At 56.1% G+C, this 14,123-nt stretch carries 13 protein-coding genes; 10 read left to right on the forward strand and 3 right to left on the reverse strand.

The genetic code is table 11. The features are described 5' to 3' along the window. Positions 1–44 precede the first annotated feature (44 nt). The 8 genes from ACKWJN_RS04265 to ACKWJN_RS04300 are packed head-to-tail and all read left to right on the forward strand — an operon-like array spanning position 45 to position 7,248. A complete protein-coding gene (locus ACKWJN_RS04265) occupies positions 45–947 on the forward strand; it encodes a branched-chain amino acid ABC transporter permease (RefSeq protein ID WP_408594838.1) in 903 nt (300 codons plus the stop codon). Beyond that, positions 944–1,897, forward strand: a complete 954-nt coding sequence (locus ACKWJN_RS04270; protein ID WP_408594840.1) for a branched-chain amino acid ABC transporter permease — start codon at positions 944–946, stop codon at positions 1,895–1,897. The genes ACKWJN_RS04265 and ACKWJN_RS04270 overlap by 4 nt, the downstream gene beginning before the upstream one ends. Continuing rightward, the gene (locus ACKWJN_RS04275; protein WP_408594842.1) at positions 1,894–2,661 is read left to right on the forward strand and encodes an ABC transporter ATP-binding protein; all 768 of its coding nucleotides are present in this window, start codon (positions 1,894–1,896) and stop codon (positions 2,659–2,661) included. Before ACKWJN_RS04270 ends, ACKWJN_RS04275 begins: the two co-directional genes overlap by 4 nt. Continuing rightward, positions 2,654–3,373 (forward strand): ABC transporter ATP-binding protein, encoded by a 720-nt coding sequence (locus ACKWJN_RS04280; protein WP_408594844.1) that lies wholly within the window; start codon positions 2,654–2,656, stop codon positions 3,371–3,373. Before ACKWJN_RS04275 ends, ACKWJN_RS04280 begins: the two co-directional genes overlap by 8 nt. A 30-nt stretch (positions 3,374–3,403) precedes the next feature. Beyond that, positions 3,404–4,156 carry an SDR family NAD(P)-dependent oxidoreductase gene (locus ACKWJN_RS04285; RefSeq protein ID WP_408594846.1) on the forward strand — a complete coding sequence of 251 codons (753 nt, stop codon included), beginning with the start codon at positions 3,404–3,406 and terminating at the stop codon, positions 4,154–4,156. A 35-nt stretch (positions 4,157–4,191) separates the two neighbouring features. Beyond that, a complete protein-coding gene (locus ACKWJN_RS04290) occupies positions 4,192–4,920 on the forward strand; it encodes an SDR family NAD(P)-dependent oxidoreductase (RefSeq protein ID WP_408594848.1) in 729 nt (242 codons plus the stop codon). Beyond that, complete coding sequence (locus tag ACKWJN_RS04295; protein WP_408594850.1) at positions 4,917–6,620, forward strand: FAD-dependent oxidoreductase; 1,704 nt, start codon at positions 4,917–4,919, stop codon at positions 6,618–6,620. Before ACKWJN_RS04290 ends, ACKWJN_RS04295 begins: the two co-directional genes overlap by 4 nt. A gap of 16 nt (positions 6,621–6,636) precedes the next feature. After that, positions 6,637–7,248, forward strand: a complete 612-nt coding sequence (locus tag ACKWJN_RS04300) for a glutathione S-transferase (protein ID WP_408594852.1) — start codon at positions 6,637–6,639, stop codon at positions 7,246–7,248. Between the two features lie 33 nt (positions 7,249–7,281). On the opposite strand, the gene ACKWJN_RS04305 is transcribed toward ACKWJN_RS04300, so the two are convergent. Then, the gene (locus ACKWJN_RS04305; protein WP_408594854.1) at positions 7,282–8,169 is read right to left on the reverse strand and encodes a LysR family transcriptional regulator; all 888 of its coding nucleotides are present in this window, start codon (positions 8,167–8,169) and stop codon (positions 7,282–7,284) included. Positions 8,170–8,257: 88 nt separating this feature from the next. Between ACKWJN_RS04305 and ACKWJN_RS04310 the strand changes: the two genes are divergently transcribed. Both ACKWJN_RS04310 and ACKWJN_RS04315 read left to right on the forward strand, forming a co-directional pair. Then, the gene (locus tag ACKWJN_RS04310; RefSeq protein ID WP_408594856.1) at positions 8,258–8,608 is read left to right on the forward strand and encodes a protocatechuate 4,5-dioxygenase subunit alpha; all 351 of its coding nucleotides are present in this window, start codon (positions 8,258–8,260) and stop codon (positions 8,606–8,608) included. Between the two features lie 19 nt (positions 8,609–8,627). Continuing rightward, complete coding sequence (locus ACKWJN_RS04315; protein ID WP_408594858.1) at positions 8,628–9,464, forward strand: class III extradiol dioxygenase family protein; 837 nt, start codon at positions 8,628–8,630, stop codon at positions 9,462–9,464. 88 nt (positions 9,465–9,552) lie between these two features. On the opposite strand, the gene rpoD is transcribed toward ACKWJN_RS04315, so the two are convergent. After that, positions 9,553–11,925 carry an RNA polymerase sigma factor RpoD gene (gene rpoD / locus ACKWJN_RS04320; RefSeq protein WP_408594860.1) on the reverse strand — a complete coding sequence of 791 codons (2,373 nt, stop codon included), beginning with the start codon at positions 11,923–11,925 and terminating at the stop codon, positions 9,553–9,555. 250 nt (positions 11,926–12,175) lie between these two features. Beyond that, entirely contained in the window at positions 12,176–14,074 is a 1,899-nt protein-coding gene (gene dnaG, locus ACKWJN_RS04325; RefSeq protein WP_408594861.1) for a DNA primase, read from the reverse strand. Positions 14,075–14,123 lie beyond the last annotated feature (49 nt).

The raw sequence follows: 14,123 nt of genomic DNA on the forward strand, positions 1-14,123 counted from the left end.
TGAGGAGAATGCAGCATCGACCCTGAGGTAGATGCTGTCTCACTATGAGCTACAGCGATATTTGGTTGTTCCTTCAGCAGGGCGTGCTGTCCGGTTTGGTGACGGGCAGTGTGTATGCCTTGCTGGCCTTGGCGATCGTGTCGGTCTTCAAGACCACCGATGTACCCAATTTCGCGCAAGGCGAAATTTTCATGATGGGTGGCTACATCGCCTTGACTTTGTTGTTGATCTTTGGTTTTTCATATGCCTTGGTCATTCCCCTGACTTTGATCGGCATGGCCTTTGGCGGCGCGCTGTTTCAGCGGGTGGTGATGGAGCGGGTGACCGGCTCAAAAGGCGTGGGGGTTCAGTTGGTGATTGCCACGCTGGGTTTGGCTTATGCGCTCAAGGGTGCGGTGCGTCAAACAGGGCTAGGTGATACGCCGCGTTCATTACCAGCCTTGGTGCCGACCGATGCGATCTTGATAGGAGACGCCGTACTGACGAAGTTGGACGTGGCGATTTTCCTCGTGGCTTTGTTGGTGATGGGCTTGATCTATGTGATGTTCACCCACACCCGAATTGGCAAGGCGATGCGCGCTGTGGGCATGAATCCGCGTGCAGCGCAAATTGTGGGTATTCGTTTGTCTCATGTGCGCATGTTGGTGTGGGCCATGTCAGGCTTGATTTCGGCTCTGGCCGCTTTGTTGATCACGCCAAAGGTGTTGGTCACGCCAGAAATTGCCCACATCGCCATCTTGGCCTATGCCGCCGCGATTGTGGGCGGCTTCACCAGTCTGCCTGGTGCGGTGCTGGGTGGATTGATCATTGGCATTGTGGAGAACTTGGTGGGACTTTTTGTTTCCACCAATGCCATTGTGGTGGCTCCATTTCTCGCCATTTTGGTCACCTTGATCGTACGTCCTCAAGGTTTGTTGGGCGGTCAGCCACAGGTGAAAAAAGTATGAAACCCTTCTCTCTTGACCATTGGGCCTTGGCCTTGGGGGCTGCGTTGCTGTTGGCTTTGCCGTTCGTTGCTTCGGGCTATGTTCTGTATGTGGTGAACCTGTTGATGGTGTTTGTGGTTCTAGCCTTGGGGATGCATGTGGTGATCGGTGAAGCAGGGCAGTTTGCGTTGTCGCATGCTGCGTTTTATGGCATTGGCATTTACACCGCAGGTTTGATCAACACCACCTGGCATCCACCTTTCTTGTTGTCCATCCTGGCTGGCGGTGTGGTGTCGGCGATGTTGGGTTATGTGATTGGTTTGCTGGCTTTGCGCATGCGCGATATTTATCTGGCCTTGGCGACGTTTGCTTTTGGCGAGGCTATGCAGTGGGTGTTTTTGAACTGGGAACCTGTGACGGGAGGCTCGAATGGCATGCGCATGCAGCCCGCGCAACTTTGGGGCTATCAATTGACCAACGATGTGCAGGCTTATCCCTTTGTGGTGGCTTTGACGGCGCTCATGTTGTGGATCACGGTGGCTCTGGCACGTTCGCAATACGGCTCGGCTTTGCGCGCGGTGCGTGAGAGCGATGTGGCGGCCATGGCCATGGGCGTGAACGTCAAGCGCATGAAGCAAACAGCATTTGCGCTGTCTGCCGCGTTTGCCGGAATTGCGGGGGGAATGTATACCTTGTTCACCTCGTTCATTCACCCAGAGAGTTTGGGTTTTCAGACCACGATCTTGGTTTTGACCATGGTCGTGGTGGGGGGCATTGGTTCTGTGCGCGGTGCGGTTGCTGGGGCCCTTGCCTTTGGCTTGATTTCTGAGTTGTTGCGTCAGGCCTTGTCGGTCCAAGAGATTATTTACGGCGCAATTTTGATGGGGTTCATGATGTTCAAGCCCAAGGGGCTGTTTGCAGACCGCTCTCAGCGCGCGGCTCGACCTGTGCTGCATGGAGAATCTGCATGAGTACAGTCACCTCTTTCTTGGATATTCAGGGCATCACGGTGCGCTTTGGCGGTTTGACGGCGGTCAACAAACTTTCTTTTCAGGTTCAGCAAGGGAGCATCCATGCCTTGATTGGCCCGAATGGTGCAGGCAAGTCAACGACCTTTAATTGCATTTCCCGTTACTACCAACCCACCGAAGGTTGCATTGTGTTGGATGGTCAAAACATCACGCATTGGCATCCCGACCGCATGGCGGGTGTGGGGGTGGCACGCACCTTCCAAAATTTGGAGTTGTTCGGTGAGCTCAGTGTGTATGAGAACGTGCTGTTGGGTTGTCATGCCCACAGTGCCAACACCTTGGCTCGATTGTTCAGCCGTCCCAGTGCTCAGACTCGTGAATGGGTGGACAGTTTGATTGAGCGTGTGGGTTTAAGCCACGACCGTGACACACGCGCCAATGAGTTGGATTTTGGCCATCAAAAATTACTTGAAATCGCCCGGGCCTTGGCCCTTAAGCCACGCTTGTTGCTGCTCGATGAGCCCGCGGCAGGTTTACGTAACCGGGACATCGAAAACTTGGACCGTTTGTTGACCGAGTTGTCACAGCGCGATGGCATCACGGTGCTGTTGGTCGAACATGTGATGCAGTTGGTGATGTCCATTTCAGACTGCATCACGGTGATGTCCTTTGGCGAAAAAATTGCCGAAGGGACACCCAAGGAAGTGCGCGACAACCCGCAGGTCATTGAGGCCTATCTGGGCAAAGGAGCGACGCGTGCCTAAAAATTTGTTGGAAGTCCGATCGTTGAGTGCTTCGTATGGCGCGATTCAGGCTTTGTTGAAAGTGTCTCTGGTGGTGCCAGAAGGTGGGATCGTTGCGCTGCTGGGAAGCAACGGCGCAGGGAAAAGTACCACGCTCAATGCCATTTCAAAGTTGATCAACCCCAGCCACGGTGAGGTGCTGTTTGATGGCCAGCCCATTCACACCTTGCGCTCCGACGACATCGTGCGCATGGGCTTGGTGCAAGTGCCCGAGGGGCGAGAAGTCTTCAAAGAAATGAGCGTGCAAGAAAACTTGGAGTTGGGCGCTTTTCTTCAACATCATCGCCGTGAAATGGCTGCAGATTTTGACAAAGTGTTCACTTTGTTTCCTCGTTTGAAAGAGCGCTCTGACCAAAAGGCTTCGACCTTGTCAGGGGGGGAGCAGCAGATGCTCGCCATTGGGCGTGCGTTGATGGGGCGACCTCGCTTGATCATGTTTGATGAGCCTTCGATGGGCTTGTCACCGCTGTTGGTGGCGCAAATTTTTGAAACCATCTTGCGCCTTAACCGTGAGCAAGGCTTGACGATCTTGCTGGTTGAGCAAGATGTGCGGTTGGCCTTGAGTCTGGCTTCGCATGCCTACATCCTGGAAAACGGCGAGGTCAGCCTGCAAGGTCCTGCCAAACAATTGATGGATGACCCGGCAGTGCGCCGTGCTTATTTGGGCGTTTGAGCGTCAGTCACGGAAATAACGAGGTAAGTCATGGGATTGATGAACAACAAATTGGTGTTGGTCACTGGCGCCGGTGGCGGCCTGGGAACGGCGATTGCCTTGGGTTTTGCACGTGAAGGCGCTCGCGTGATCGTGGCTGATATTGACCCTGCACGTGCGCAGCACGTGGCTGCGCAGGTGGAGGCTGAAGGCGGTGTGGCCTACTGCGAGACCTTGGATGTGACCCAACGTGAGGTTACCCAGCGCTGGGCACAAGACCTTAGCCAACGCATCGGCTCCATTGATGTGTTGGTTAACAATGCGGGCATATCGGGTAAAGGCAAAGTCGATGATCCCGACGCGCCAGAGCTGTGGGACCGAATTTTGAATGTGAATTTGGAGGGGCTCTTCAATGTGACCCATGCCTTCATTCCTGCGCTCAAAAAAACACGGGGAAGCATCATCAACTTGTCATCCATCGTTGCATTTGTCAGTGGAATTTCTTCTGCGGGTTATGTGGCGTCCAAAGGCGCAGTGCGCTCGTTGACCCAAGCATTGGCTCGTGACTTGGCACCCTTTGGTGTCAGGGTGAATGCGGTAGCGCCCGGGCTGATGTTGACCGACATGGTCAAGCCGCAATTGGCGGTGCCGGGCGGCACCGATTGGTTCATGCAACGCGCCCCGATGGCGCGAGGCGGTCAACCCGAAGAGGTGGTCGGGCCCATTATTTTTCTTGCTTCCGAGATGGCCAGCTACGTCAATGGCGTGGTGTTGCCCGTGGACGGTGGTTTTTTATCGGCCTGACGCGCCAATTGAGTTTCAGATAAGGAATAACCAATATGAACAAACGTCTTGCCTTGGTCACGGGTGGTGCCAGTGGTATGGGCCTGGCGACGGTTGAGCGGCTGGCGCGTGACGGCTTCCATGTGGTGATGGTCGACCGCGATGCAGCACTGGCTACCAAAGAAACGCACCGACTTCAAGGCTTGGGCTTGGATGTCGTGTGCCAGGTGTTGGATTTGACCGATGAGGCTGCGGTGCGTGGCTTGGTCAGTGCCTTGCCGCCAATCAATGCCTTGGTCAACAACGCTGGAATTTTTGACGAACGCAAATTCTTAGAAGTCACCAATGCAGATTTTCGTCGGGCCTATGAGGTCAACTTGATTGCGGTTGCGACCTTGACCCAAGAGGTAGCCAAGCGCATGCCCGACGGTGGGCGCATTGTCAACATTGCCTCGCGTGCTTATCTGGGGGCTAAAAATCATCCGCACTATGTGGCCTCCAAGGCTGCCGTCGTGGGCTACACCCGCGCCAGCGCCATGGAGTTGGCACCGCGTGGCATTTTGGTCAATGCGATTGCACCAGGCTTGATTGATACGCCTTTGCTGCGTGCGCTTACACCAGACCGCATGGCCCAACAACTGGCTCTGCAACCCACGGGCAAAGCCGGGTTGCCCCAAGACATTGCACACACAGTGTCGTTTTTGGTGAGTCCGCAGACGAGTTTCATCACCGGACAAGTGTTGTTTTTGGATGGCGGTAAATCTTTAGGAGGCAGTGGCGCATGACAAGCATGACCTGGGATGAGGAAGTGGATGTGGTCGTTGTCGGCTCGGGCGCTGGTGGTTTGTCTGCGGCCATCACTGCAGCGCATGCCGGCCTGAAGGTGCTGGTGGTTGAAAAAACTGACCGTATAGGCGGTTCAACCGCAGTATCGGGCGGCGCGGTTTGGGCCCCAATGAATGCCCAAACAGCGGCTGTTGGACACCCCGACAGTGCGGACCAAGTGTGGACCTATATGCGCCAAGTTGTGGGGGATGCGGCACCAGCGCATATGCAACATGCTTTTCTGAAGGCGGCCCCTGAGATGGTGGCTTGGTTTGACCAATACACCGACGTCAAGCTGTTGGCCCGAACTTATTCACCAGACTATTACCCTGACCGAGAGGGCGCTGCGCTGGGGGGACGATCCTTGGATCCCTTGATGTTCGATGGACGCTTGCTTGGTGAACATTTCAAGCATTTGCGTGATCCTCTTGCTGAGTTCATGGTGTTGGGCGGCATGATGATCACCATGACCGATGCCAAGCATTTGCTGGCAGTCACCCAGTCGTTCACTTCTTTGCGCGAAGGCGTGAAATTGGTGTTGCGTTACGTGGTCGACCGCTTGCGCGGTTTTCACCGTGGCACACGATTGGTGCTTGGAAATGCCCTGGCTGCACGTTTGTTCAAAACGGCACTTGATTTGAAAATCCCATATTGGCTCAATGTACCGCTGCAACAGCTGCATCTGGATGGACATCGGGTGGATGGTGTGACCGTGATGCGCGCGGGCCAGCCAGTGACAGTGCGCTCGCGTCGTGGTGTGGTCATGGCCACGGGAGGGTTTCCGTGGAGCGATGCGTTGCGTCAAAGCTTGTACCCACAGCCAACGGGGCCATGGTCGATGTCACCGCAAGGCAACAGCGGCGATGGCATTGCGCAAGCTTGTGCGGTGGGTGGTACTTTGGGTTCAGGCCATGTGAGTCCGGCATTTTGGGCGCCTGTGTCGATTTTGAAGCGTGCCGATGGCACTGAGTTGCGCTATCCCCATTTGGTTTGGGATCGTGCCAAGCCTGGGCTGATGGCAGTCAACGGCGCAGCTGAAAGATTCGTCAACGAGTCGACTTCGTACCATGAATTTGTCAATGCCATGTACCGTTCGCATGAGAAGGTGCCCACGCTGCCTGCCTTTCTCATATGCGATGCACCCTTCATCGAGCGCTGGGGCATGGGCTTGGCATTGCCGGGTGGTCGTCCTCGCGAGCATCTGGTGCGTGCAGGCTATCTGCACAAAGCTGACACACTCGAGGCGCTGGCTGCGCAACTGGGTTTGGATGGTCCCAGCTTGCAGCGAACGGCCAGTCGATTCAACCAATGGGCCAACATAGGCCAAGACGATGACTTTGGCAAAGGCAGCACTGCGTACAACCGCTATTTGGGTGATGCCAATCACCAACCCAACCCTTGTCTTGGTTCGGTCCAGTCGGGGCCGTTTTATGCGGTCAAGGTTTATGCCGGTGACATCGGCACGGCCGTGGGCATTCGTTGCAACGAGCATGGGCAGGCATTGAATGCGCAAGACCAGCCAATTGTGGGTTTGTACGCAGCAGGCAATGACATGCATTCTGTGATGGGTGGAGAATACCCAGCGCCAGGCATCACCTTGGGGCCTGCTTTGACCTTTGGCTGGTTGGCGGCGCGCCATTTGGCCCGAGATTCACACTGAAGAAAAGAGTTCCTCCATGAAAATTTTGTTTTCTCCTACCTCACCCTATGTGCGCAAATGCATGGTCATGGCCATGGAGTTGGGATTGGATGCGCAGATCACCTTGCTGCCATCCAGCGCCCATCCGGTCAACCGCGATCGCAACATCATTGCGGCCAATCCTTTGGGCAAAGTCCCCACGTTCTTCACCGACGACGGACACGTGTTGTATGACAGCCGGGTGATTTGTGAATACCTCAACGACTTGGGGCAAGGCCGTTTTTTCCCTGCCGCAGGACCTGAGCGCTGGACGTCACTGACCTTGCAGTCCTTGGGCGATGGCATGTTGGATGCGGCGCTGCTGGCCCGCTACGAAGATGTGGCACGTCCTGAGGCGTTGAAGTGGGCGGATTGGCGTGCAGGTCAACTCGACAAGATCGACACATCGTTGCAAGCGCTCGAAGTTGCACCCCAGACCTTGGCGAATCGGGTCGACATTGGCAGCCTCACCATTGGTTGTGCGTTGTGGTACCTGGACTTGCGGTTTCCAGAATTGAACTGGCGCGAGCGCTACCCACACGTCGCTGCTTGGTATGCCAGCTACAGCCAGCGCCCAGCGATGCTGGCCCATTGGGCATTGCCGGCTTGATCCTGTGCTGTCAGGGGGGTGAGCTTTGTGGCCTCAGGCCGAAGCAAACAGTTGTGCCCGCAGCCAAGCGTGGACCGGATCGTCTTGGTGCCGCAAGTGCCAAATGGCATACATCGGCATCTGTGGGGTCACAAACGGCAATGCCGCATCGGCCAAGCCATGCAGCAAGCCTTCACGCAACAAGCCGGGCAGGGTGGTCAAACGGTGCGTGCCGCGCACAAAGGCTGCTATGCCTGCAAAGCTGCTGAGGGTGACGGCAAAGTGTCGCTGTATGCCGCGTTGGCGCAGCACGTCGTCGATGTCCAGTGCCCGTTTGGGTTGGTAAACCACGCTCACGTGTTCTGCGGCCTCATAGGCTTTGAGGGAGCGGGGCGCTTTGCGAACTTGCGGGTCGTAAAACACCCGGTAGCTGTCGCTGAACATTCGCTTGTGTTTGATGTCGGTGGCGTCGGGCGGCCGTGGGCTGATGACCAATTGGCACTCTTGGTCACGCAGCATGTCCGCGCTGGGAATGTCCGAGGCCAGCACCCGCAACGTGACCCCCGGTGCTTGGGCGCGCAGGCGGTTCAACAAACCCGGTAGCAGCAAATCGCGCTGCATGTCATTGGCCGCAATGGTGAAGCATTGGCTCAGACGCGCAGGTTCAAAAGCACCGACATGCACAAACCCTTGCATCTGGGTCAGCAGGTTTTGGGCTTGCTGGGCCAAGGCCTCGGCGCGCGCGGTCGGCACGATGCCCCGCCCAGATTTGACAAACAAGCTGTCGCCCACGATGGCGCGCAAACGATCCAGTTGATGGCTGACCGCCGACTGGGTGACACCCAGGGTGAGGGCAGCTCGGGTGACCGAGCCTTGTTCGATGACGGTGCTCAAGAGTGTGAGCAAATGGCCGTCCAAATCTAAATGATCAAATTTTTTCATGGGATAGATGAGCTTTGCGCTGTTTATTTTATGGGTAGAGCGCCACATACTTGGATCCATACACACGCTTTGTGTTTCAGGAGACTCCATGCAAACCGCCCATACGCCCATTCCAGGCACCACCTTGTTTGACGGCGAGCAAGCCCAAAAAGGCTATGCACTCAACAAGATGTGTTTTTCTTTCAACAGTGCGGACAACCGTCATGCCTTCAAGGCCAACGAAGAGGCCTACATGCGCCACTACGGCTTGAATGCGCAACAAGCCGATGCCATTCGCACACGCCATGTGCTGGGGTTGATAGCCGCAGGTGGCAATGTGTACTACCTGGCCAAATTTGCCGGTATTTTGGGTTTGGATGTGCAAGACCTGGGCGCCGCACAAACAGGCATGAGCAAAGAAGAATTCAAAGCCAAGCTGCGCGCAGCGGCCAACTCATAAACACACAGGAGCACACACCATGGCACACATCGTTGGCGGCCTCGCCACCTCACATATTCCTTCGATTGGCGGCGCCATTGCCAAAGGCTTGCAGCAAGACCCGTACTGGAAACCATTTTTTGATGGTTTTCCTCCCATTCGTGAATGGCTGGGCAAAACCAAGCCCGATGTGGCGGTGGTGTTCTACAACGACCACGGCTTGAACTTTTTCCTCGACAAGATGCCCACCTTTGCGGTGGGTGCAGCGGCGCATTACAACAACGCCGATGAAGGCTGGGGCATTCCCACCTTGCCACCGTTCAAAGGTGCGCCCGACTTGTCATGGCACATCATCAACCACTTGGTTGAGAAAGAGTTTGATGTGGTCACCTGCCAAGAAATGCTGGTGGACCACGCCTTCACGTTGCCCTTGAAGTTGTTTTGGCCTGACGACGTGTGCCCGGTGCTGACGGTACCCGTTTGCATCAACACCGTGCAGTTTCCGCTGCCCTCGGCCAAGCGTTGCTACAAGCTTGGTCAAGCTGTGGGGGACGCCATTCGCAGCTGGGACAGTGATTTGAATGTGGTGGTGCTGGGCACGGGTGGCTTGAGCCATCAGCTCGATGGTGAGCGTGCCGGTCACATCAACAAGGCGTTTGATTTGGAGTTCTTGGAGAGTTTGAAGCACAACCCAGAATGGGCGACGCAGTTCAGCATCCATGAGTTGGTGGAAAAAGTCGGAACCCAAGGCATTGAGCTTTTGAATTGGTTGGCCATGCGCGGTGCCTTGGGCCAAACCGTATCGACGGTGCATCAGAACTACCACATCCCCATTTCCAACACGGCCACAGGTGTGCTGGCGTTGCAGGTGGCGTGATTCGCTGAACGCATGAAAAACCCCCGCCAAGCGTTGGCCGCTTGCGGGGGGTTAGTTGTGTCCCAACGCCAGGTTGGGAGGCGCAGGATTAGATCGTGTCGATGAAGCTGCGCAGTTTGTCGCTGCGGCTGGGGTGCTTCAATTTGCGCAAAGCCTTGGCTTCGATTTGTCGAATGCGCTCGCGCGTGACGTCAAATTGCTTGCCCACTTCTTCCAGGGTGTGGTCGCTGGTCATCTCGATGCCAAAACGCATGCGCAGCACTTTGGCTTCGCGTGGGGTGAGGCCGTCCAAGATGTCTTTGACCACATCGCGCAAGCCCGCTTGCATGGCGGCTTCGATGGGGGCGGTGTTGACGCTGTCTTCGATGAAGTCACCCAAGTGGCTGTCGTCGTCGTCGCCGATGGGGGTTTCCATCGAGATCGGCTCTTTGGCGATCTTCATGATCTTGCGGATCTTGTCTTCTGGAATTTCCATCTTCTCAGCCAAGACACTGGCATCGGGCTCAAAGCCAAACTCTTGCAAGTGTTGGCGGCTGATGCGGTTCATCTTGTTGATGGTCTCGATCATGTGGACCGGGATGCGGATGGTGCGTGCCTGGTCAGCGATAGAGCGCGTGATGGCCTGACGGATCCACCAAGTGGCGTAAGTGGAGAACTTGTAACCACGGCGGTATTCGAACTTGTCGACGGCTTTCATCAAACCGATGTTGCCTTCTTGGATCAGGTCGAGGAACTGCAAGCCACGGTTGGTGTACTTTTTGGCGATCGAAATGACGAGGCGCAAGTTGGCTTCGATCATTTCTTTCTTGGCGTTGCGCGAGTTGCGCTCGCCTTCGTTCATGCGTTTGTTGATGTCTTTGAGACGCTCCAAAGGCACGACCACGCGGGACTGCAAGTCCATCAGTTTTTGTTGCAGCTCTTGAATGGGCGGGATGTTGCGGCCCATGGTGGCTGACCAGGGCTTGCCGGCAGCAGCTTGTTTTTCAACCCACTTCAAGTTGAGCAGGTTGGGTGGAAAGTCTTTGACGAAGGTGGCTTGTGGCATGCCACATTTGTCCACGATGATGCGGCGCAGTTCGCGTTCTTTTTTACGCACTTCGTCGACTTGACCGCGCACCATTTCGCACAATTTTTCAATGGTTTTGGCTGTGAAGCGGATGGTCATCAACTCTTCGGTCAATGCCGTTTGGGCCTTTTGATAAGCAGGTGTTCCGTAGCCTTCTTTGTCGTAGGTCTTGCGCAGTTTTTCAAACAGCGAAGACATGCGGTCAAAGTGTTCCAGGGCTTGGTTTTTCAGTTCTTCCAGCTTCTTGGTCAGGGCTTTAGAGCCGCCTTTGCCATCGTCGTCATCGGCTTCGTCGAACTCGTCAAAGTCTTCTTCGGCCACATAGTCGTCGGCTTCGTTGAGGTTGTTGAACCCGTCCACGACGGTGGAAATCACCACCTTGTTTTCGCGGATGTCGTTGGCCATTTCCAAGATGGCGGAGATGGTGGCTGGTGAACCGCTGATGGCTTGCATCATGTCCATCAAACCGCCTTCGATGCGTTTGGCGATTTCGATCTCACCTTCCCGCGTCAGCAGCTCCACCGTGCCCATTTCGCGCATGTACATGCGAACGGGGTCGGTGGTGCGGCCGAATTCGCTGTCCACGGTGGACAGGGCGGCTTCGGCCTCTTCTTCGGCTTCTTCTTCGGTGGCGGCCGTGGGGGTGTTGTTGTTGAGCAGCAGGGTTTCTGCGTCAGGGGTGTGTTCGTAGACGGCAACACCCATGTCGTTCAACATGGAGATCACCACTTCCAGGGTTTCGGCGTCCACCAACTTGTCGGGCAAGTGGTCGGAAATTTCGCCATGGGTCAGGTAACCGCGTGTTTTGCCCAGTTTGATCAGGGTTTTGAGGCGCTGACGGCGTTTTTGCATGTCTTCTTCAGACAGCACGGTCTCGTCCAGACCAAATTCTTTCATCAAGGCGCGTTCTTTGGCCTTGCTGATTTTCATGCGCAGGGGTTTGACTTTTTCGGTCGTGGCCACCTCTTCGACTTCGAGGTCCGCCTCGATGTCGCTCATGTCTTCATCGAGAGCAACTTTGCTTGCTTTGGCTTTGCCGTCTTTCTTGGCAGGAGCTTTCGCAGCCTTGCCTTCAACAGCTGCGGCTTTCTTTTTGGGTTCTTCGACTTTGGCCTTGGCTGCTTTGGGGATGGACTTGACGACGACAGGTTTGGCGTCAGCTTTGGCTTTGGTTGCGGGCACTGGTTTGGCTTTCGTGGCTGGCTGGTTTGCTGTTTTGGCAGCAGGTGTCGCAACGGGTTTTTTGGTGGTTTGGGTAACTGCCTTGGCAGTGGCTTTGACGACAGGCTTGGCAACAGCTTTGACGACAGGTTTGGCCGTCGTTTTGGCTGCTGGTTTGGCTACCGTTTTGGCCACTTTGGGGGCAGGCTTCTTGGACTTGTGGTCAGCAGGCATGAATACTCCTAGACATCAAAGAAACAAATACTCAGCACCAAATCACCCGGTGCAGGTAAAAAAGGGGGACGTTGGGCATTGAAGGCAAGGGGGATGGGCGAACATTTGGAATGCAATCCTTGCGGTAATTTGGCGAGTCGTGCGCTGTGTGTCACGTTTGGCCGGTCCGGAGGTGTTGCTGTCGCTCTTGCCGAAAAAATGGATTATACCCAACGATCAGGGCCGTACCGCTCCAGCTGGCACTTTCAACTCAGGTTTCTTGTGCCGCCAGGTGCGCCGATTCGAGCTGGCGACGGCGCGTTTGCAGGCTGCGGTAGCGCTGCAAGGCCGAGGGGTCGTTCTTGGAGGCTTCAATGGCTTCTGTTTCTTGCGCTTTGAGGCTTTCAATCAACATGCGGTTGAGCATGCCGCGCAGTTCTAATTGGGCTTCGTGAGCCAAGGCCTGCGGTGTGGGCGCATCTTTGGGCAGGTTGCCGTCTTCGTCAAGCACGGGGCTGAATGCGGTGGCCATGACACGAACCGCCAAGTCTTCGCTCTCGTGCCCACGCAAGCCTTCGCGCAAGGCGCCCCAGGGCTGGGGGCCGTGTTCGTGGTGCTGATGGTCCAGCCACGCAAACAAGGGGCCGTGGGGTGGCGCCAAGTCACACAGCAGGTTGTGGTCTTCGCTGGAAAGGTCTTCCCAGATGGCCATGTCCGACAGCAGCACCCGAGCAGCATGGTTGGCACGCCCAGCGGGTATTTGGCGCACGTTGCTGCGCTTCCAGTTTTGTGGGCTGCGTTCGCGTGGACGGTAATCTTTGGATTTTTGAAAACTGCCTGAGCGTGCTGCCGGTGATGCTGCCTGTGGTGGGAGCCAAAGTTCTTGCAGTTCGTGGGTGCCCAAATCGGCCAAGCTGGCAATTTCACCCAACAACTGCCGTTTGAGTGCGCCCTCAGGCAGTGCCATCCACAGTGGCTTGGCGTTGCTGGCCATGTGGGCGCGGCCTTCCGCCGTGTGCAGGTCGCAGCCTTCGCGTGCCACCTCAATCAAAAAGCGGCTCAGCGGCATGGCCTCGGTCACGCAGTGGGCAAAGCCCTCTTTGCCAAATTCGCGGATGTAGCTGTCGGGGTCATGCTCTGCGGGCAAAAACAAAAACTTCACGCTGCGCACGTCGCTGGCATAGGGCAGTGCGCCGTCCAAGGCTTTGCGTGCGGCGCGGCGGCCGGCGCCATCGCCGTCAAAGCTGAACACCACGGCATCGGTGAAGCGAAACAGTTTTTGTACGTGGTCCGCAGTACACGCGGTGCCCAGTGTGGCCACGGCATTGGGAAAGCCCAGTTGGGCCAGTGCCACCACGTCCATGTAGCCTTCGGTCACCAGCACATAGCCCGCATCACGGAGGGCGTGGCGAGCTTCAAACAGGCCGTAGAGTTCGCGGCCTTTGCTGAACACCGGGGTTTCGGGGGAGTTGAGGTACTTGGGTGTGCCTTCACCCAGCACACGACCGCCAAAGCCAATGCATTCGCCTTTGACGTTGCGGATTGGAAACATCACGCGGTCTCGGAAGCGGTCGTAGCGTTTTTCGTCTTGGCCATCTTCCTGGTTGACGATGACCAAGCCACTTTCGGCCAACAACGGGTCTTGGTAGTCCGGAAACACACTCGCCAAACTGCGCCAGCCCTCTGGGGCGTAGCCCAAGCCAAATTGCTTGGCGATTTCCCCGCTCAAACCCCGACCTTTGAGGTAGCCCACCGCTTTGGGAGATGACTTGAGGTGTTTGCGGTAGGACTCACCGGCTTTTTCCAGCACGTCGGTGAGGGTGGCTTGCTTTTCACGTTGCTGGGCGGCGCGCTCGCGGTCTTGGGGGGAAATGTCTTCTTCAGGCACTTGCAGTCCAACGCCTTGGGCCAGGTCTTTGACGGCTTCGACAAAGTTCATGCCGGCGTGCTCCATCAAAAAGCCGATGGCGTTGCCGTTTTTGCCGCAGCCAAAGCAGTGGAAAAATTGTTTGGCTGGACTGACCGAAAAGGAGGGGGATTTCTCGCCGTGGAAAGGGCACAAGCCCATGAAGTTGGCCCCCCCTTTTTTGAGCTGCACATAGCGGCCCACCACCTCGACCACGTCAACGCGGGCGAGAAGTTCTTGAATGAAGGATTGGGGGATGGCCATGTGAAAAAAGGGTGAAGCCCGATTTTAGGCTTCACCCTTTGTTCAGAGC

Source organism: Limnohabitans sp. (assembly GCF_046052825.1).
Taxonomy (GTDB): domain Bacteria; phylum Pseudomonadota; class Gammaproteobacteria; order Burkholderiales; family Burkholderiaceae_C; genus Limnohabitans.